We start from the raw sequence: 18600 nt of genomic DNA, 5'->3' as shown, positions 1-18600 counted from the left end.
AGACTTTTATGTGCGTAATTCGTTATATTATATGAGGAGAGCGAAATCAAGGAAAAAAAGATGGGGAAAACAGATTCCAAGGAAAAGTTAATAGAGCTGATGAGCACGTACAAGAATCTTGTTTTCTCTGTATGTCTTAAGCTGACCGGTGATTATTTTGCCGCGGAGGATATCACGCAGGAAACCTTTATTTCGGCCTATGAACATATAAATGAGTTCGATGGTTCTTCGGAAAAGGCCTGGCTGTGCAGGATTGCAAGCAACAAGTGCATCGATTACCTTCGGGCAGCCGAGAGACGGGCTGTGGCGACACCCAATGATGAGCTGCCTCAAGCTGAAGGGTCAGGACGGGACGGACCATTGGAACAGTTCGTTGCAGCAGACATCATGGAGGCTTTCAGAAACAGCTGCGACGGACTTTCGGAACCATACAGGACGCCGGCTAAGCTCCATTTTGAAGAGGGCCTTACGGCAAAAGAGATCTCGATTCGAATCGGGGTACCACTAAAGACTGTACAGTCGCATATCTACAGAGCGCGAGAAATGCTAAAGAAAACTATAAGGAAGGAGGACCTACTTGCATGAGCGATAAAGATAAGATAATACCGTATCTAAGCGATGATGAGCTGAGCAAACTGATCATGGACGTAGAGGGAAAAGAGCTTGTTCAGGCACCGGCAGGTATCGAGAGAAAAGTTTTGTCTTTCGTAGAGCACAAGAAGCGCAGGAAAACAGTAGAGTTCAGTACATACTGCTTGCGTGTCGCATTTGCGGTAGCTGCAGCAATTGCCATTGTCTGCATAGTTCCTTTCATTCCTGAAACAAAGGTGGGCATTCCGTCCAGAGAAGAGGCTGCCTTAACGAGAAATGTAGCATCCAGAGAAGAAGTACTATCGAGCAGACCTGCCCCTACCAAGGAAGAAGTTTTAAAGAAAAGTTCTAATACAGGTCATTTGGAAGAAACAGAAGCTTTTATACAGTCACATATTAAAAACTGGTTTGAGTAAAGTTGGAGGTATATACAATGAAACAGAAAAAGAAGAACAGATTTTTTACATTTATATTTTCATTCCTGCCCGGAGCAGCAGAGATGTACATGGGATTCATGAAAAACGGCTTTAGCCTGATGCTGTTTTTCCTGTTGCCCTTCGCACTGGTCGTTATTTACGGAGGTCTTGATTTCCTGATGCCGATCTGCGCAGTAATGTGGTTCTATGGATTCTTCCATGCAAGAAATTATGCGGGTATGGATGATATGACCTTTGATGCAATGACAGACAAATATATCTGGGAAGAGTTCTCAGACCTTAACTTCAGTAAGGTTTCAGGTAAGACTGCCAAGAAATGGATCGCTGCAGCTCTCATCGTGATCGGTGCAGCCCTTATCTGGGATTATTTCTCAGGCATACTGTATCGCCTGATCCCTGAAGGATACTGGGATGATATCTATCCAGCACTGAGCAATATTCCTCAGGTGGTAATCTCTATCCTTATGGTTATTGTAGGTATCAGGATGGTAGTAGGTAAGAAAAAAGAGCTGGATACCACATCTGATGCAGATGTAAAGCCTATTGCAGATATTGCTCAGATAGAGGATAAGAGCCTTAATTCAAAGGAGGCGTGATATGGAGACTGTAAGAACCCATAGAGTGGGATCCATAACTACCGGATTTGCGTTCATTGCATTCGGAGTTATGTTTATACTTCACTTGTTCTTAAGCGTGATAAGTTATGATGTGATATTTAAACTGTGGCCTTTGATTCTTATAGGGCTTGGCGTTGAAGTACTGGCATCAAATCTTAAACCCGAAAGTGTTGTCTATGATAAGGCGGCCATAGTTCTTATGTTTTTCCTGGCTTTCTTTGCAATGTGCATGGCCGGAGCGGATCTGATGTTTCAGCATTTTACATTCAGTCAGATGTTTTAAGTAAGTTAGATATAGAGTCAGTGAGTCAGTGGGGACGGTTCTCACTGACTCTTTTTTATTTTTTTGAAAATAGTGCTTGACACATAATACTATATGACATATAGTATTGTGTAACAGGAGGTAATGCGATGGAAAATCAAATGAAGCGAGGACTTTTGGATGTATGTGTTCTGGCTGCCATCAAGAGTGAAGACTCCTACGGATATCAGATAGTCAAGGATATGAGCTCATACGTAGAGATATCGGAGTCGACTCTTTACCCTATACTTCGACGCCTGGAGAATCAGCAGCTCTTAACGGTCAGATCGGCTGAGCATAACGGAAGGCTACGGAAGTATTACCACATAACGGATGCAGGACTTTCCAGACTTAAGGCATTTGAGGAAGAGTGGAAGGAACTGATGAAGATCTATGAATTTGTGACGAGGGAGGATGCGCATGAATAAGACAGAGTTTGTAGATCAGCTCTCTGCAGGGCTGATGGGACTTTCACAGGAAGATATCAAGAGATCTGTGGACTTTTATACAGAGATGATCGATGACCGCATAGAAGACGGAATGCCTGAAGAGGAAGCGGTTGCGGCACTTGGAAGTATAGAAGAGATAAGAGGCAAGATCCTGGAGGAGATTCCGATAACAAGGATTGTAAAAGAGAAGATCACACCGAAGAGATCATTCAAAGCATGGGAGATCATTCTGCTGATCCTGGGAGCGCCGGTTTGGCTTCCACTGCTTCTATCATTTATTGTTGTTTGTCTGGTGCTGTATCTGTGCTTCTGGATAATAATTCTTTCGCTTTATGTGATAGACCTTTCGTTATTCGTAAGCGGAATTGCAGGAGTTATCGGAGCAATTATTCAGACAGGAGGCGTTCCGGTAATGACATTCTTTATCGGATGCGGAGTGGCGCTGATTGGTTTGGGAATATTACTGTTCTTTGGATTTAATCAGGTGACAAGAGGAATGCTGTTCTTGAGCAAGAAGATGGCGGTTGGTATAAAGAAGATGTTTGTAGGAGGTAAATCTGATGAGAGTTGAGAAGAAGATGGCGATAATTGTAGCATCAATGCTGCTTATTACAGGACTTGTAATGGCTGCTGCATCATTCAGAGCAGCTGCGGGAGATATTAAGGAATCTGTTATACATGATCAGTACGAAGCAGTAACAAAAGACATTACAGAGAATTTTGAAAATATTGAGATAGATTTAGGTGATCAGAATCTTGAGATCAAAAAGTCCGATAACAACAAGTCTTATCTTATCTGTGGCGAGAACGACAATGTCAAGTTCAATGTTTCTGTAAGTGGCAAGACTTTGAAGATTGAAGAAAAATTTGATAGTCGTGTTATGAATCTCGAGGGGCTCTTTTCAATCAACGATTTCACCTCACAGCTTTATCTTCCTGAGGATGAATATCAGAACCTTAAGGCCCACATCGGAAGCGGAGACATCAAGATGGAGGATGCATTTACTTTCAGAGATGTTAACGTATCCATGGGAAGCGGAGATGGATATATCTTCAAGGTTAAGGCAGATGAGATAAATGCAAAGCTTGGCAGCGGACAGCTTTGGTTTGCGGAATCAAGATGTAAATCAGCTAATATCACTGTAGGAAGTGGAGATATTTCAGTAGAAAATCTTGAATGCTCCAGAGACTTTTTTGCAAAATCCAGCAGCGGCAAACTGTTCCTGACAGATGTGATCGCTTCAGCATCCATGGAAGCTTCTACAGGAAGCGGCGATATTTTCTTAAAGAGATGTGATAGTCTTGGAATGAACTTCAAGACAGGAAGCGGAGATATTACAGGATCTGTTAAGACAGCAAAATCCTTTGATGCTAAGGCCGGCAGCGGTGATGTGAATGTACCGGGTGATGGAAACGGCGGAAATTGTGTGATCAGGACAGGATCCGGAGATATTGATATCGTAGTTGAAAACTGAAAATGAGTAAGGGAGTCAATGGGGACGGTTCTCATTGACTCCCTTTTGTTTGGCTTTTTTATGCTTTCTCAGCCAGTTTGCCCTTGGCCAGTATTGCCAGGTGCTGAGTGGCTCTTGACATTGCAGTGTACAGGCAGTGGTCGCCTATCTCATCGCTTGGATAGTTTTCTTCATCAGCGTCGGCCAGGATCACGTGGTCAAACTCGAGTCCCTTGGCAAGAGCAAGTTCAATAAGGAAAGCTCCGCTCTCCGGAAGAGCATCCTGAAGAGTTATCTCAGAAGGAGCATCTTTTCCGAGAGCAGAAATGATCTTTTCTATGTTGAGAGGATTTCTGCAGATAACAGCGGTAAGTCCCTTCATCTCTGAATAATCTTTTATAAGCTTTTTAAGCTCCGCGTAGTACTCTTTGTCAGTGTCAAAGGCCTTGCTAAAGGTCTTTTCCCCGGGACGCTTTACTGAGGAAACCAGCATCTTCTTGGCATCAGGGAGAATTGCTGCAAACTTGTCCGTGATCTCGGGCGAGCATCTGTAGCTGGTCATAAGAGGCAGCAGGGCAAAAGACTTATTCTCGTTCTTCGCAAATCCTTCAATAGCGTCAAAGGTCAGTGTCCCTCTGCGGATTGACTGGAACTCATCTCCCAGCAGCATGAAGCGTGCATTCGGATAATATTTGAAAAGAACCTGAAGCTGAGCCATGGTGTAGTCCTGAATCTCATCAACCATGACATAGCGCATATTCTTATCGCAGATGCCGGTCAGGAGAATCTTGGTGTAAAGCCACTCGGCAGCAGTTATGCCATCTCTCTTAAGAATCCTCTGGGCTACGTGCTTGACATTTACCCAGCTGCAATGCCTGATGTTGCTAAGTGCTCCGCCGAAGTCGTTCTCAATAAGATTGTCCTCGGCCTTCTCGGATCCCGGAGCGCTCTCTGACTCTTCACCGCTATCATTATCCATGTTGCGAAGAGAGTTCTTGGCTCTCTGCTCAAGCTCATCAGATGCAATCTGAATAAGACGGACTCCCATGGGGAACTGGTTAAAGCGCTTTACAACTGAGAGAATATCGCTCTTTGACAGAACGAGCTTTTCCTTCTGCTTAACGTCAAAGAAATCATCTTCCTCAGGCACAAGGCTAAGCAGCCCATCCTTTATCTTCTGAAGGCTGTCTGTATCGGTGTAATCCTGCGAGGTGTCTCCACAAGGCACATGGAGCCTTGTCAGGAATTCCTGCCAGGTTACGGTTACGGGATTGCTCTCGCCAAGGTCCGGAAGTACGTTGTCGATATAATCCCTGAACACGGGATTGAGTGTCATGAGGCATACCTGATCCGGGCGCAGGGTATTTCTCTTTTGGTAAAAGAGATATGCAATACGCTGGAGAAGTACGGAAGTCTTGCCACTTCCTGCGATGCCGTCAACCAGGAGAACAGGAACATCCGGATATCTGATGATGGTGTTCTGCTCCTTCTGAATAGTAGCTGTTATAGCCTGCATCTTATCAGATCTAGTCTCTGAAAGAGATGCAAGAAGCATCGGGTCTTCAATTGCAACCTGAGTATCAAAATATGCATTCAGCTTATTCTTGGTAAGGTCAAACTGTCTGCGGAGCTTAAGATCTACAGGAATCTCCCTGTCATCCACGGTGTAGTGGGTGTGACCGTTTTCTTGATTGTAGTAAACTTCCGCAATCGGAGATCTCCAGTCTATTATCATCTGCTGATAGCGATTCTCTGAGATGGAAGCTCGGCCGATATAGTAGCTCTCGGGCTCTTCAGAAGGGTCAAACTGAAGAGTGACCTTTGCAAAATATGGTGACTCCAGAAGCTTGGTTATGGTACGAAGACGTTTTCCCAGAGAATTGACCTCTACATTGTAGGAGTCGATATATCTGTTCCAGACCTCAATCTCGCCCAGAGTCTCAAAGGCTGTCTCGTCATCTGCGTAGTCGAAACGGAGGTTGTCGCGGATATCGTTCTTTTCCTCCATAGCCTTCTCATCCAAAGACACGATTTTGTCTTCTAAGTCTTTTCTCATATCCAGGAGCTTGTTATATGTATTGGTTAAGTGCTCTTGTTCCAATTTGAGTTCTTCTTTATTCATAAATTACCTGCCTTGTAAATGTAAAAACAAACCTTAGGTTGTCTTTTCAGTATAACATAGATTGGCAAGACATGGGGAGTCAGTGGGGACGGTTCTCTTTGACTCATTTTGCTTTGCAAAACGAGTCAAAGAGAACCGTCCCCACTGACTCCCCCATGTCCAATTTTGGCATTGAACAAAAAACAAGCCAAAATGGGGCATTTAATTTTTGTCTGGATTTTCTAAACTATAGTCAGAAGTAGAAAGGGAGGAAATTATGAGATACGGACACTTTGATGAAGCAAACAATGAGTACGTCATTGAAAGAGTTGACCTTCCCACATCCTGGACTAACTACCTGGGAGTGGAGGATATGTGCGCTGTTGTAAATCACACGGCCGGCGGATATCTCTTTTACAAGTCGCCTGAGTACCACAGGATCACAAGGTTTCGTGGTAATGCGATTCCCATGGACAGGCCCGGCGACTACATCTACATAAGAGATAATGAGGACGGCGATTACTTCAGCATCTCCTGGCAGCCGGTCGGCAAACCACTTGATCAGGCAAGGTACACTACCCGTCACGGCATGAGCGTAACTACCTACGAGTGCGAGTACAAGGGGCTTAAGGCAAGCGAGAAGCTCAGCATTCCCATAGGAGACAATACCCTTATCTGGGACGTTGTGATCACTAATCAGAGCGATAAGGAAAGAGATCTCTCTGTCTTTTCTTATGCAGAATTTTCGTATCATCATGTTCCCATAGATAATCAGAATTTCCAGATGAGCCTTTACTGCGCAGGCAGCGAGTACAAGGAAGGAACCATCCTCTATGACCTCTTTTATGAGGAGGAGGGATATCAGTACTTTACTTCAAACTTTGAGCCCGACGGCTTTGAGTGCCTAAGGGATGAGTTCATCGGAATCTATAACACAGAGACCAACCCAAAAGCGGTCGAGAGGGGGAGTCTTACCGGTTCATTTGAGAAGGGAGGCAACCATTGTGCTTCTCTTCAAAAGAACTTGAGGATAAAGCCAGGTGAATCGGTAAGGCTGATCTATTTCCTCGGAGAGGGCGGATATGAAGAGGCCGGCGCCATAAAGGAAAAGTACAATACCCCGGAGAAACTCGACGCAGCTTATGAAGGCCTTAAGAATTTCTGGCAGAACAAGCAGAGACGCTTTGCGGTTAAGAGTCCTGAGAAGGGTGTGGACGTAATGATCAACACCTGGACCCTTTATCAGGCAGAGATAAATGTAATGTTCTCAAGGTTTGCTTCCTTCATCGAGGTGGGCGGAAGAACAGGTCTTGGCTATCGTGATACGGCTCAGGATGCCATGACAGTCATCGCTTCAAACCCCGAGGGTTGCAAGAAGAGAATAATTGAGCTTCTTCGCGCTCTTACAAGCAGCGGATACGGAATCCATCTCTTTGAGCCCCGCTGGTTCCTGCCTGAAGAAGAAAAAGAAAAGAAGAAAAAACCCTTCAAGTCTCCCACCGTTATACCCGAGCCAGAGGGTGCATCCAAGGTCCACGGACTTGCGGATGCATGCTCTGACGACGCACTCTGGCTGGTTCCTTCAATAGTTGAGTACGTCAAGGAGACGGGAGATTTTGAGTTCCTCAGTAAAGAGTACGGATACGCCGACGGCGGAACGGGCAGCGTATACGAGCACATGAAGAAGATAGTTCTTTTCTCCCTTAAGGAAGTTGGCGATAATGGAATCTGTAAGGGACTTCGCGCTGACTGGAACGACTGTCTTAACCTCGGCGGCGGAGAGAGTGCGCTGGTTTCATTCCTTCTCTTTAGGGCACTAATCTGCCTTGAGGAGACGGCTACATATACAGGAGACCTGGCTTTTGCAAAAGAGCTTTCAGAGAAGATCGCAGATCTTAAAAAGAGCCTCAACGACACCCTCTGGGATGGCGACTGGTACCTGCGCGGCTTTACGAAGTCCGGAAGAAAGATCGGAACCAAGGATAACAAGGAGGGACAGATCCATCTTGAGTCCAATGCCTGGGCAGTACTCTCCGGTGCAGCAGATGATGATAAGGCAAAAAGAGCTCTCGACTCAATCCACTATAAACTGGCAACACCTTACGGAATCATGCTCAATGCACCGGTTTACACAGAGCCTGACGATGAGGTGGGATTTGTCACCAGGGTTTATCCGGGACTTAAGGAGAACGGAAGTATCTTTTCCCATCCAAATCCATGGGTATGGTCAGCTGAGTGCAGAATGGGTAACGGCGAGAGAGCTTTTGAATACTACAAGAGCCTGTGTCCGTATTATCAGAACGACAGCATAGAGAAGAGATGGGCAGAGCCATATTCCTACTGCCAGTTCATCTCAGGCAAGGACCACACAACCTACGGAAGGGCGCATCACCCGTTTATGACAGGCAGCGGCGGATGGGCATACTTTGCAATGACACACTATATGCTTGGTATAAGACCGGGATTTGATGAGCTTGTCGTTGACCCGTGCATACCGAAGAGCTGGGACGGCTTTGAGGTTTCCAGAGTCTTCAGAGGCGCAACATACAACATCAGTGTCATCAATTCAGATCACGTAGAAAAAGGTGTTAAGAAGATCTACATCGATGGCAGAGAGGCTTCAAAGATCCCTGTATTTGGCAGCGGTGAAGAGCACGCAGTGGATATAGTAATGGGACTAAAGGGGGAAGAGAGATGATCAAATTCGGAACAGGCGGATGGAGAGCTGTAATAGGTGACGGCTTTACCAAGGAGAATGTTCAGATCCTGGCAAGTGCCATGGCAGCCAAGATGAAAGACGAGAACGTGGCGGATAAAGGAATCGTACTTGGGTACGACAGAAGGTTTTTATCCAAAGAGGCTATGCAGTGGGCAGGAGTTGTGTTCGCAGCAGCAGGCATCAAAGCCAGCCTTATCAATAAGTCAAGCCCGACACCTCTTGTTATGTTCTATGTTATGAAGCACGATCTTCCCTATGGAATGATGATAACAGCCAGCCACAATCCGGCTATTTACAACGGCATCAAGCTCTTTACCGCAGGCGGAAGAGATGCAGATGAGGAGCAGACAAGGCAGGTTGAGGAGTATATTGATAAGGTGACTCTCCCTGTTCCTTCCATGGAATATGAGGATGCCAAGGCAGCAGGCCTTATTGAAGAGTTCTACCCTATCAACGAATACATTGACAACATCCTTGACAGGATTGATGTGGAAGCAGTCAAGAAGGCATCCCTCAGAGTTGCCCTTGACCCTATGTACGGCGTAAGTGAGACAGCGATCAAGACCATACTCCTTACAGCAAGATGCGAGATGGAGACCATTCACGGCCGTCACGATACACTCTTTGGAGGCAAGCTCCCAGCGCCAAACGAGGCAGCCATGAGCCCTCTTAAGACCTGCGTTATCGACAACAGGTGTGACATAGGAATTGCAACAGACGGAGATGCCGACAGGATCGGTGTTGTTGACGACAAGGGAAGATATCTTTCTCCCAATGATATCCTGGTTCTTCTGTATTACTATCTGGTGAAGTACAGACACGAGAGCGGACCGGTTGTCAGGAACCTCTGCACGACTCACATGCTCGACAGGATAGCAGAGAAGTTCGGGGAAAAGAGCTATGAAGTTCCTGTAGGTTTTAAGCACATCTCGGCCAAGATCACCGAGACCGATGCCCTCATAGGAGGCGAGTCCTCAGGCGGACTTACCGTAAGAGGACATATCAACGGAAAAGACGGCGTATATGCAGCTGCGCTTCTTGTTGAGATGCTGGCAGTTACAGGCAAGAAGATATCTGAGATGTACGATGATATCCAGGAAGAGTTCGGGCGCTTCTATATGCTTGAGGAGAACTTCTCCTTCAGGGCCGAGAAAAAGCCTGAGTACCAAAAGCTCCTCATGGAGGACAAGGTGGTTCCTACCTTCGAGTGCGAGGTGGAGAGGACTTCCTATCTTGATGGCTGTAAGGTATACTTTAAGAATGGGGGATGGGTCTGTGTAAGATTCTCAGGCACAGAACCGCTCCTTAGAATTTTCTGCGAGATGCCGGATAAGGCACTTGCGCAAAAGACAAGTGACGCTTACAAAAATCTGTTGGGGCTTAGTGACTGATGAAAAGAAAGAATTCTCTTAAATGGCAGATGCTTAGAATGCTGGCACTGGGATGGTTTGTGCCTCTTACTGCCATTGTTGTGGCTTTTCTTGTTGTGGTTTCCGGAAGAATCGACAGGCAGAGCCAGAGACTTATAACAACATCTATGGAAAAGGCGGCGGATATCAGTATCCTCCGCCTTTTGGACTGCATTGATTCATCCAAGGATGCATCATATCTTTCCTATATAGGTGACTACTGGGCAGAGTATCAGGAGAGCGGAGATTCGGGAAAACTCTATAACCAGGTCACCACTTTTTTGTCTGCGCATTATAAGTATGATCCCAGCTTTGACATAACGGTCCTGATGTTTACCGATGAGCCCGGAACTCTTTACTACACGGGTAATACTACGGGAAGAGGAAGCGTATCCAGGTTCAGGTTCTTTAAGGATGAGGTGCAGGAAAAAGCTCTTTCCATATCAGAAGAGCTTGATACCAGGACAGAGTTTTTTGCAATGAACGGACACGTATATATGATCAGAAACCTTATCGGAAGAGGGTTTAAGAGATATGCTGTCCTTGTTATGGAGATCAATCCCCAGGAGGTATTCGAGAGCTTAAAGAGCGTCTGGGAGTATCGTGGAATGGAGATCTCTTTTAAAGACGATAAGCTCTACAGCGAAGGTAACTACAGCGCATCCTCTGACGTCGTAACCTGTACCAGAAAGAGCGTAGACGGCGAGTTTACCTTTTCTGTATCCTACGACGGAACTGCTGTGGGACTGGAGAAAAGACCTATCAACATAACCTTCATGATACTGATAGTATTCCTGGTTCCTCTGATCCTCTTGCTGTTCTACTTCTTTAACAGAAGGATCAACAGACCGATCATCACCCTCACCGAGGCTTCCAAGAAGATCGCCGAGGGCGAGTACGGAGAAGTGGTGGCTCAGCCAAAGGGCCAGAGCGGCGAGATTGCAGACCTTACAAAGAACTTCAACAAGATGAGCATCAAGCTGGGAGAGCAGTTCAACAAGATCTTCGTTGAGGAGATCGCTCTTAGAGATGCCAACATCCACGCCCTTCAGTCACAGATAAATCCGCACTTCCTTAATAACACGCTGGAGATCATCAACTGGGAAGCAAGGATGAACGGACAGGAGAAGGTATCCAGCATGATCGAAGCGCTCTCTGTAATGATGAGTGCAACCATGGACAGAAACAGGCAGTCACTGATCGCGCTGTCCGAGGAGCTTGAGTATGTCAACGCCTATATATACATAATTAAGTGCAGGTACCAGGATAGGTTCATCTACGAAGAGCACATTGATAAAGCTCTTTTACAGGTGAAGGTTCCAAGGCTCATCATTCAGCCTGTCATTGAAAATGCAGTTGAGTACAGCTACTCGGAGGACGGTGTAAGGAGAGTCAGGATGGAGATAGAAGGCACCTGTGAGGGTGAGAAGGTGGATATGAAGATCCGCATAATAAACCCGGGTGTTCCAAGCGATGATGACGTTGCCAAGATAAAAGAGCTTTTGACTGACGATATGGATATCAAGCCCCTTGAGGAGCGCTCCACCAGGATCGGTATCCGCAACGTACACAGGAGACTTAAGATGCTATACGGCTCTGAAAGTAGGCTATCTATTGAAACAGACGGAAACGGAAACACTATCAGCACTATTTTTGTCAAAAATTGACAATTTCAGCAATCCGAATAAAGCTATAGCACTGCTATCCTATAATCAGAAAAAACGTAACACATGCGCATAAGGGTATGCGCAGAAGGGAGAGAAAGTATGAAACTTAAAAATCTGACAGCAGTGCTCATGACAGCAGTTATGACTATTGGTATGGTCGGCTGCGGAAGCACAGCACCCGAGGCACCGGCAGCAGAGGCTCCTGCACAGACAGAGGCACCTGCAGCAGAAGCACCCGCAGCAGAGGCTCCGGCTGAGACTACTGAGGCTTCAGGCCCGGTTGAGATCACTGTAACTACTACCTTCGCAGGTGAGGATTCCAATGCACAGAATTACAAGAATGCTGTTGCAGACTGGGAAGCAGCTACAGGAAACACAGTAAGTGATACTTCAGCAACTTCAGATGAGACCTTCAAGACAAGGATCATCACAGACTTTGAGACAGGTTCAGAGCCTGACGTTCTGTTCTTCTTCAACGGAGCAGATGCAAATGATTTCGTCAATGCAGGCAAGGTTGTTTCAATCGATGATATCAGAGCAGAGTTCCCTGAGTATGCATCAAACATGAACGACGACCTCATCGCAGCATCTCCTGCAGATGGCAAAAAGTACGCAGTTCCTGTAAACGGATACTGGGAAGCAATGTTCGTAAACACAGAAGTTCTTGACGCTGCAGGCGTAGCAATGCCCGGCGCAGACTATACATGGGATCAGTTCCTTGAGGACTGCCAGAAGATCAAGGATGCAGGATATGCTCCTATCGCAGCAGCTCTTGGAAACATTCCTCATTACTGGTGGGAGTTTGCAATCTTCAATCAGCAGACACCTGACAACCATCTTGATATCCCCGGCGCAGCAGATGATGCAACAGGCGCTCAGTGGGTAGCAGGACTTGAGGATATCAAGGACCTTTATGAGAAAGGATTCTTCCCTGATAACACTCTTTCAGCAACAGATGATGAGACTTTCGCTATGTTCACAGACGGCAAGGCAGCATTCCTTCTCGACGGTTCATGGAAGGTTGGCGGTATTGTTGGTTCATGTCAGTCAGATCCTGAGGATCCAAGCACAATCGACGCTGACAAGCTCAGCCACTTTGATGTAACTTACTTCCCCGGAAAGGGCAACAGAAAGACCACAGATATGATCGGCGGACTTTCAATGGGTTACTACATCACAACCAAGGCTTGGGAAGATCCCGACAAGAAGGCAGCAGCAGTCAGCTTTGTTGAGCACATGACAAGTGATGAGGTAGTTCCTCAGTTCGCACAGCACACAGCTTCAGCTCTTAAGAATGCTCCCGCTGTTGACGAGACACAGTTCAATGCACTTCAGGTTAAGGCTATGGCTATGATGAGTGGTGTTACATCTCTTACAGGCGCTGTACAGGATCTGTTCAACGGCGACTGCAGAGTATCAACATTCGATGGAATGCCTGACATCGTAGTAGGCAACGTTTCTGCAGCAGATGCAGTTCAGGAAGGTATTGATGTCTACAAAGACACATTAGAGTAATTTAGAACTTTATTTCCTTTGAATCCTGTTTCGGCCGGCAATACAATAAGTATTCGCCGGTCGAAACTATAAGAGGGGTTACTTATGTCTAACATATACAAGAGCAAAAAGTATGTCTTTCTATTTCTTGCGCCTGCGTTTCTGTTCATGATCATCTATCTTTACTATCCGTTTTTTGTAAACATATACGGCAGCTTTCGCGGCATCAAGAATCTCGGAACTTTCGGAACAAAATGGAATACACCGTGGTATGAAAATTATGTGAAGCTGGTGACAGATCCTGTTGTCAGAACTTCGCTGAAAAATACATTTATCATGATCATCGCCACAATTGTGGGACAGGTGGGAATAGCTCTTTTACTGGCTATTCTTGTTGATAATATCGAGAGAGGAACTCAGTTCTTCAGAACTGTTTACTTCTTCCCCATCGTTATTTCCGCTACCGCACTGGGACTTCTCTTTAACCTTATCTTTCTCTATGACAAAGGTATGCTCAACCAGTTCCTCGAGCTCTTTGGACGGACTGAGCTTATAGACTGGAAGGGCGAGAAGCTGGCCATCATGACCATGATGATCCCTGTTGTCTGGCAGTATGTGGGCTTTTATTTTGTAATACTTCAGACCGGACTTAACAACATCTCTCAGGAACTCTATGAGTCGGCAGCCATTGACGGCGCTACAAGATTTCAGAGAGTGTGGTATATATCGCTTCCGCTTCTTAGAAATGTTCTGTGTACATGTCTTACCCTGGGAGTTACAGGAGCCCTTAAGGTATTCGATCTTCCATGGACAATGTTCCCCAAGGGAATGCCACTTAAGGAGACCTTCCTTACCGGTACCTACATGTACTATCAGACCATGGAAGCCAAGAACGTTGACTATGGTGCAACCCTTGCGGTTCTTATCGTTGTGCTGGGAGTAGTGCTCTCGAGACTGACAAGGCTGGTATTTAAAGAAAGCGAGGACTTCTGATATGAAAAGAAATAAAGTCGGGCTCGCATGTCTTTATATCCTTCTTAGCGCGTGGGCTCTAACAACCATATATCCACTGTTCTGGGTTCTGGAAAACTCCTTCAAGGCCAAGGACAAGATCCTTGCAAAGAGCTTTGCTCTGCCGGTAGGAGACCTGTTTACACTTGCTAACTACAAAAGAGCTTTTGACAGACTTGATATCGGACACGCCTATATGAACAGTATATTCATCTCGGGCTGTGTTACCGTAGGAGTTATGATCCTTGCAGGTCTTGCATCTTTTGCTCTTGTAAGATTTGATTTCAAGTTAAAAAAGCTTATGCATACCCTGGTAATTGCAGCGATGATGTTCCCGGTATTCTCCACCATCATTCCTGTTTACACCATGGAATCAAGCTGGCACATAACCAATACTTCAAGCTGGATACTTAACATGGTATCCGTTATACTGCCACAGATTGCAGGTAACATGAGCTTTGCTATAATAGTACTCATGGGATATGTACAGTCTCTGCCGCTGGAACTTGAGGAAGCAGCGCACCTTGAAGGCTGCTCTATTCCTCAGATATTCTTCAGGATCGTGGTTCCTCTTGGCAAGCCGTCATTTGTGACCGTAGCAATTTTCTCATTCCTCTGGAGTTACAATGATCTGTTTACTCAGATGTTCTTCCTCAGAAGACCTGAGATGCAGGCCATCACAAGACTTCTTAATGAGCTGACCTCCAAAGAGGGAACCAACTACGGACTGATGGCGTCAGCTGTTACGCTGGTTATCATTCCCGTTATTGTAGTGTATATCTTCCTGCAAAAGTATATAATTAAAGGGATGACAGCAGGTGCCGTAAAGGGTTGAGTATGTATAAAGTACTTATTGTAGATGATGAGCCCGTTATCGCAGAGGGCCTTAAGAAAATAGTTGACTGGGAGAAATACAACTGTGTCGTAGCAGGTACTGCCTCTTCAGGAAAAGAGGGGCTTGCCATGGTTGAAAAGTGCCAGCCGGATATTCTTTTTACTGATATAAGAATGCCCGGCATGGACGGACTTACCATGCTGGCAGCCCTGCGCTCTGAGCACAAGAATCTCCAGGTAATAATCCTTACGGGTTATCGGGACTTTGATTACGCAAGAGAAGCCCTTAACCTTGGCGTATTCAGATATCTGGTTAAACCCTCCAAGATGAAAGAGCTTGATGAAGCAATGGAGAGCCTCTCGGAGAGACTTGCCAGTGCTTCTGCCTCGGAGCAGGAGCCTATCGAAGATGACAATACAACAGCCAACAACTTTATCGTCAAGCAGGCCATCAGCTACATTGAGCAGCACTACAAAGAAAAGCTCACCCTGACAGATGTTGCCGAGAAGGTTTACGTCAGCCACTGGCACTTAAGCAAACTCCTTAACAGTACCGGCAAGAGCTTTTCCGATGTTCTCAACGAGATCAGGATCGAGAATGCAAAAGAGCTCATGGAGGATTCATCGCTTCATATAGCCGATATTTCCGACAGAGTGGGCTTTGCCGATACAGCTCATTTCTCAAGGGTGTTCAAGAAATACACCGGAATGAGCGCCAATGAATACAGAAACAGATTTTTGAGGTGAGAAGCAAAGAATGAAGATTACAGGTGCAAGCGTATTCGGGGAAGATAAGAAATTTCATGAAAAAGACCTCTATGTAAAAGACGGACTTATTGCGAATGGCCCTACTGATGGCGAGGAAGTAATTGATGCCACTGGGTGCGTAGCCATTCCCGGGCTTATAGACATCCATTTCCACGGAGCAATGGGAGAGGATGTATGCGACGGTAACGCAGAGGCTTTCGAGAAGATTGCTGAGTATGAGGTATCACGCGGCGTTACAGCTATATGTCCGGCCACGTTGACACTCCCTGTCGAAGACTTAAAGCACGTGCTCTCTTTGGGAGCAGAGTTTGCTTCAAAGGGAAACGATAAGTTATCAGATCTCGTGGGCTTTAACATGGAAGGACCTTTTATAAGTCCTGTTAAAAAGGGTGCGCAGAACGCAGAGTTTATAAAGAAGTGCGATCCTGCCATCGTGGATGAGTTTTACGAGGCGTCGAAAGGTCTTTTGAAAATAATAGGACTTGCGCCGGAAGAAAATCCTGACTTTGAGAAATACATTGAAGCAGTAGGGGACAAGGTGATCGTGTCTCTTGCGCACACAGCTTCAGATTATGAGACAGCCATGAAGGCCTTCGGAGCCGGTGCGAGCCATGCGGTTCATCTCTACAACGCCATGACGGGAATGAGCCACAGAGAGCCCGGAGTTGTAGGTGCGGTGTTTGATTCAAAGCATGTTACGGCAGAGCTTATCTGCGACGGCATTCATATTCATCCGGCAGCTGTGAGGGCAACCTTTGAAATGATGGGACCTGAGAGAATGATCCTTATAAGTGACAGCATGAGATCCACCGGAATGCCTGACGGAGAGTACGATCTCGGCGGACTTCCTGCTATCAAGAAGGGGAGAGAAGTAAGGCTTAAGGACGGAGGAGCCATTGCCGGCTCGGGAACAGATCTTATGGACTGCTTAAGGACTGTGGTGCTTGATATGGGACTTCCGCTTGAAGTGGCCGTGGCAGCAGCTACAGTTAATCCTGCAAAGCGCATCGGAATATATGATAAATACGGAAGTTTGGAGCCCGGTAAGCTGGCGGATATAGTTCTTTTAAACAAAAAAGATCTCTCAATTAATACAATTTTTAGAAAAGGATCACCCATCGGGTGATCTCTTTTATGTTAAAATATCATTTGACGACAAAAAAAGTACAATTCTCGACAAGTTTATGATTTGAAATTTATTTTCATGATATGCTTAGAATGAAAAAAAGGAATTTCATTTATGAAGCCAAGGGGGCATTTTCATGGAAAAGAAAATATATGATGAGAACGGTCTTTTGGTCGTAAAGGAAAACTATTGCTGTGAACACTTTGAACCGGATGACGGGGCGCTGGTTCCTATGAAAGAGTGTTGGTGTTGTAAGTGGTCAAACTTTAGAACAGAGAATAGAAACGGTACTAGTGAAACCTTAAGTGTCTGCAATTATGTGGGTAATACCAACGTAGCAGTTAGTAAATAGGGGAATCCTTTATGGAACGAGGGGATAAGAGTATATTACAAGTAAATATGTTTGGTGGGCTTGCGATTAATTATGAGGGTAAGAACATATCAATCGGCAAGAACAAGACAGCGAAGTATGTTCAGTTATTGGAGATCGTGTGGCTTAGCGGAGATGCCGGCATTCAGAAGGAACAGCTGACCAGCATCCTTTATGACAGGGAAGAGCAATCGAACCTTAGCAACAGCTTCAATAACCTCATTTATCAGCTTCACAAGCAGATCAAGAAGTCTGGTCTTCCGGATCACGATTATGTGGTTAACAAAGACGGCATCTTCTTTGCTGATGATGCAATTGAGATTGATTCCGATGTTCTTAGATTTGTACATAACATCGAAGCAGCAAGAGCAGCAGAAGATGAAGCTGAGATGATCTCTTTATACAGAGCAGCTTTTGATGAATACAAGTCAGAAGTGCTTCCGGAGCTTGCGACGCAGGAATGGCTCATAATCAAGAGTGTTCAGTATCAGAAGATGTATGCAGAGGCAGTTGTTGCTCTGGGTTCATACTATGAGAAGAAAAAAGATTTTGAAACCATGCATCGCATTTACAAGAAAGCTGCTGAGCTTTATCCCGATGATGAGTGGCAGATCGGTGAGATCAATGCACTTATCGGAATGGATGCTTTCAAGGAAGCCTACGCTGTATATGATGAGACTGTAAGGTATTATACTGACGAGCTGGGAGTTACTCCAAGTAATGACCTTCTTGAGTGTTATGACAAGATGAGCCGTCAGATTACCAATACACCCGGCAAGATCCTTCAGATCAGGGATGGAATTTTGGAGCACCGCGGTGCTGTTGCCGGTGATGATGACGGAGCTTACGATTGCTCGTTCCCGAGCTTTATCGATGCTTATCATATTCTTAGTCGCAACATGGAGAGAAGCGGACAGTCAGTTTATATGATGCTTCTTAATATAGTAGACTACGAAGGCAAGAGGATTACCAACGCAGCCAAGCTTGAGACAAGGGCTAAGCTTTTACAGGAAGCTATAGCACTTACCCTTAGACAGGGCGATACCTTCTGCAAGTACTCGGCATCACAGTACTTACTTCTTCTGGTTGGAACCAACAAGGAGAGTTGTAAGACTGTATACAGAAGGTTGCTTAACAAGTTTAAGCTCATAGCCGGTCCAAGGACAGAGCTTGAATACAGCGTTGTATCCTTGGCTGATCTGCCGGACAGACTGGCAGAGGCCAAGTAAACAATAGAAATATTGTGGTTTTT

Annotated in this window: 18 protein-coding genes; 17 read left to right on the top strand and 1 reads right to left on the bottom strand. The window is 45.6% G+C overall.

All coding sequences use genetic code 11. The features are described 5' to 3' along the window. Positions 1–60 precede the first annotated feature (60 nt). The 7 genes from G589_RS0104445 to G589_RS0104415 all read left to right on the top strand — a co-directional run bounded on the left by G589_RS0104445 (position 61) and on the right by G589_RS0104415 (position 3870). Entirely contained in the window at positions 61–585 is a 525-nt protein-coding gene (locus tag G589_RS0104445) for an RNA polymerase sigma factor (protein ID WP_035775307.1), read from the top strand. Further along, entirely contained in the window at positions 582–1007 is a 426-nt protein-coding gene (locus tag G589_RS0104440; protein WP_026521244.1) for a hypothetical protein, read from the top strand. The genes G589_RS0104445 and G589_RS0104440 overlap by 4 nt, the downstream gene beginning before the upstream one ends. A gap of 17 nt (positions 1008–1024) precedes the next feature. Then, the gene (locus G589_RS0104435) at positions 1025–1624 is read left to right on the top strand and encodes a hypothetical protein (RefSeq protein WP_026521243.1); all 600 of its coding nucleotides are present in this window, start codon (positions 1025–1027) and stop codon (positions 1622–1624) included. Between the two features lies 1 nt (position 1625). Beyond that, positions 1626–1928 carry a LiaI-LiaF-like domain-containing protein gene (locus G589_RS0104430; protein WP_035775305.1) on the top strand — a complete coding sequence of 101 codons (303 nt, stop codon included), beginning with the start codon at positions 1626–1628 and terminating at the stop codon, positions 1926–1928. A 128-nt stretch (positions 1929–2056) separates the two neighbouring features. Continuing rightward, the gene (locus G589_RS0104425) at positions 2057–2374 is read left to right on the top strand and encodes a PadR family transcriptional regulator (RefSeq protein WP_022765129.1); all 318 of its coding nucleotides are present in this window, start codon (positions 2057–2059) and stop codon (positions 2372–2374) included. Further along, positions 2367–2966 carry a DUF1700 domain-containing protein gene (locus G589_RS0104420; RefSeq protein ID WP_026521241.1) on the top strand — a complete coding sequence of 200 codons (600 nt, stop codon included), beginning with the start codon at positions 2367–2369 and terminating at the stop codon, positions 2964–2966. The genes G589_RS0104425 and G589_RS0104420 overlap by 8 nt, the downstream gene beginning before the upstream one ends. Continuing rightward, on the top strand, positions 2956–3870 hold the full coding sequence (locus G589_RS0104415) for a DUF4097 family beta strand repeat-containing protein (protein ID WP_026521240.1): 915 nt from the start codon (positions 2956–2958) through the stop codon (positions 3868–3870). Before G589_RS0104420 ends, G589_RS0104415 begins: the two co-directional genes overlap by 11 nt. Before the next feature lie 58 nt (positions 3871–3928). On the opposite strand, the gene G589_RS0104410 is transcribed toward G589_RS0104415, so the two are convergent. After that, a complete protein-coding gene (locus G589_RS0104410; RefSeq protein ID WP_026521239.1) occupies positions 3929–5971 on the bottom strand; it encodes a HelD family protein in 2043 nt (680 codons plus the stop codon). 256 nt (positions 5972–6227) lie between these two features. On the opposite strand from G589_RS0104410, the gene G589_RS0104405 reads away from it, so the two are divergent. The 10 genes from G589_RS0104405 to G589_RS0104360 all read left to right on the top strand — a co-directional run bounded on the left by G589_RS0104405 (position 6228) and on the right by G589_RS0104360 (position 18577). Further along, complete coding sequence (locus G589_RS0104405) at positions 6228–8648, top strand: GH36-type glycosyl hydrolase domain-containing protein (RefSeq protein ID WP_026521238.1); 2421 nt, start codon at positions 6228–6230, stop codon at positions 8646–8648. Beyond that, a complete protein-coding gene (locus G589_RS0104400) occupies positions 8645–10060 on the top strand; it encodes a phosphoglucomutase/phosphomannomutase family protein (protein ID WP_026521237.1) in 1416 nt (471 codons plus the stop codon). The genes G589_RS0104405 and G589_RS0104400 overlap by 4 nt, the downstream gene beginning before the upstream one ends. After that, positions 10060–11745 carry a sensor histidine kinase gene (locus G589_RS0104395; protein WP_026521236.1) on the top strand — a complete coding sequence of 562 codons (1686 nt, stop codon included), beginning with the start codon at positions 10060–10062 and terminating at the stop codon, positions 11743–11745. Before G589_RS0104400 ends, G589_RS0104395 begins: the two co-directional genes overlap by 1 nt. A 99-nt stretch (positions 11746–11844) precedes the next feature. Further along, positions 11845–13260: an ABC transporter substrate-binding protein gene (locus G589_RS0104390; RefSeq protein WP_026521235.1), complete on the top strand. Its 1416-nt coding sequence runs from the start codon at positions 11845–11847 to the stop codon at positions 13258–13260. Positions 13261–13344: 84 nt separating this feature from the next. Beyond that, positions 13345–14232 carry a carbohydrate ABC transporter permease gene (locus tag G589_RS0104385; RefSeq protein WP_022769991.1) on the top strand — a complete coding sequence of 296 codons (888 nt, stop codon included), beginning with the start codon at positions 13345–13347 and terminating at the stop codon, positions 14230–14232. A gap of 1 nt (position 14233) precedes the next feature. Further along, entirely contained in the window at positions 14234–15085 is an 852-nt protein-coding gene (locus G589_RS0104380; protein ID WP_022769990.1) for a carbohydrate ABC transporter permease, read from the top strand. Between the two features lie 2 nt (positions 15086–15087). Further along, positions 15088–15831, top strand: a complete 744-nt coding sequence (locus G589_RS0104375) for a response regulator transcription factor (RefSeq protein ID WP_026521234.1) — start codon at positions 15088–15090, stop codon at positions 15829–15831. 10 nt (positions 15832–15841) lie between these two features. After that, positions 15842–16978: an N-acetylglucosamine-6-phosphate deacetylase gene (nagA, locus tag G589_RS0104370; protein ID WP_026521233.1), complete on the top strand. Its 1137-nt coding sequence runs from the start codon at positions 15842–15844 to the stop codon at positions 16976–16978. Between the two features lie 136 nt (positions 16979–17114). Then, positions 17115–17330 carry a hypothetical protein gene (locus G589_RS0104365; RefSeq protein WP_026521232.1) on the top strand — a complete coding sequence of 72 codons (216 nt, stop codon included), beginning with the start codon at positions 17115–17117 and terminating at the stop codon, positions 17328–17330. A gap of 11 nt (positions 17331–17341) precedes the next feature. Continuing rightward, positions 17342–18577 carry a bacterial transcriptional activator domain-containing protein gene (locus G589_RS0104360; RefSeq protein WP_051192176.1) on the top strand — a complete coding sequence of 412 codons (1236 nt, stop codon included), beginning with the start codon at positions 17342–17344 and terminating at the stop codon, positions 18575–18577. Positions 18578–18600 lie beyond the last annotated feature (23 nt).

Origin of the sequence: Butyrivibrio sp. VCB2001 (assembly GCF_000423965.1) — a bacterium.
In the GTDB taxonomy this organism is placed as follows: Bacteria; Bacillota; Clostridia; order Lachnospirales; family Lachnospiraceae; genus Butyrivibrio.
The sequence above is the reverse complement of the archived record's forward strand: the minus strand, read 5'-3'. Positions and strand labels throughout refer to the sequence as shown.

Excerpts from the sequence above, each read along its gene's own strand:
- G589_RS0104445 (WP_035775307.1), top strand. The coding sequence starts at position 61 with ATGGGGAAAACAGATTCCAAGGAAAAGTTAATAGAGCTGATGAGCACG.
- G589_RS0104440 (WP_026521244.1), top strand. The coding sequence starts at position 582 with ATGAGCGATAAAGATAAGATAATACCGTATCTAAGCGATGATGAGCTG.
- G589_RS0104435 (WP_026521243.1), top strand. The coding sequence starts at position 1,025 with ATGAAACAGAAAAAGAAGAACAGATTTTTTACATTTATATTTTCATTC.
- G589_RS0104430 (WP_035775305.1), top strand. The coding sequence starts at position 1,626 with ATGGAGACTGTAAGAACCCATAGAGTGGGATCCATAACTACCGGATTT.
- G589_RS0104425 (WP_022765129.1), top strand. The coding sequence starts at position 2,057 with ATGGAAAATCAAATGAAGCGAGGACTTTTGGATGTATGTGTTCTGGCT.
- G589_RS0104420 (WP_026521241.1), top strand. The coding sequence starts at position 2,367 with ATGAATAAGACAGAGTTTGTAGATCAGCTCTCTGCAGGGCTGATGGGA.
- G589_RS0104415 (WP_026521240.1), top strand. The coding sequence starts at position 2,956 with ATGAGAGTTGAGAAGAAGATGGCGATAATTGTAGCATCAATGCTGCTT.
- G589_RS0104410 (WP_026521239.1), bottom strand. The coding sequence starts at position 5,971 with ATGAATAAAGAAGAACTCAAATTGGAACAAGAGCACTTAACCAATACA.
- G589_RS0104405 (WP_026521238.1), top strand. The coding sequence starts at position 6,228 with ATGAGATACGGACACTTTGATGAAGCAAACAATGAGTACGTCATTGAA.
- G589_RS0104400 (WP_026521237.1), top strand. The coding sequence starts at position 8,645 with ATGATCAAATTCGGAACAGGCGGATGGAGAGCTGTAATAGGTGACGGC.
- G589_RS0104395 (WP_026521236.1), top strand. The coding sequence starts at position 10,060 with ATGAAAAGAAAGAATTCTCTTAAATGGCAGATGCTTAGAATGCTGGCA.
- G589_RS0104390 (WP_026521235.1), top strand. The coding sequence starts at position 11,845 with ATGAAACTTAAAAATCTGACAGCAGTGCTCATGACAGCAGTTATGACT.
- G589_RS0104385 (WP_022769991.1), top strand. The coding sequence starts at position 13,345 with ATGTCTAACATATACAAGAGCAAAAAGTATGTCTTTCTATTTCTTGCG.
- G589_RS0104380 (WP_022769990.1), top strand. The coding sequence starts at position 14,234 with ATGAAAAGAAATAAAGTCGGGCTCGCATGTCTTTATATCCTTCTTAGC.
- G589_RS0104375 (WP_026521234.1), top strand. The coding sequence starts at position 15,088 with ATGTATAAAGTACTTATTGTAGATGATGAGCCCGTTATCGCAGAGGGC.
- nagA (WP_026521233.1), top strand. The coding sequence starts at position 15,842 with ATGAAGATTACAGGTGCAAGCGTATTCGGGGAAGATAAGAAATTTCAT.
- G589_RS0104365 (WP_026521232.1), top strand. The coding sequence starts at position 17,115 with ATGGAAAAGAAAATATATGATGAGAACGGTCTTTTGGTCGTAAAGGAA.
- G589_RS0104360 (WP_051192176.1), top strand. The coding sequence starts at position 17,342 with ATGGAACGAGGGGATAAGAGTATATTACAAGTAAATATGTTTGGTGGG.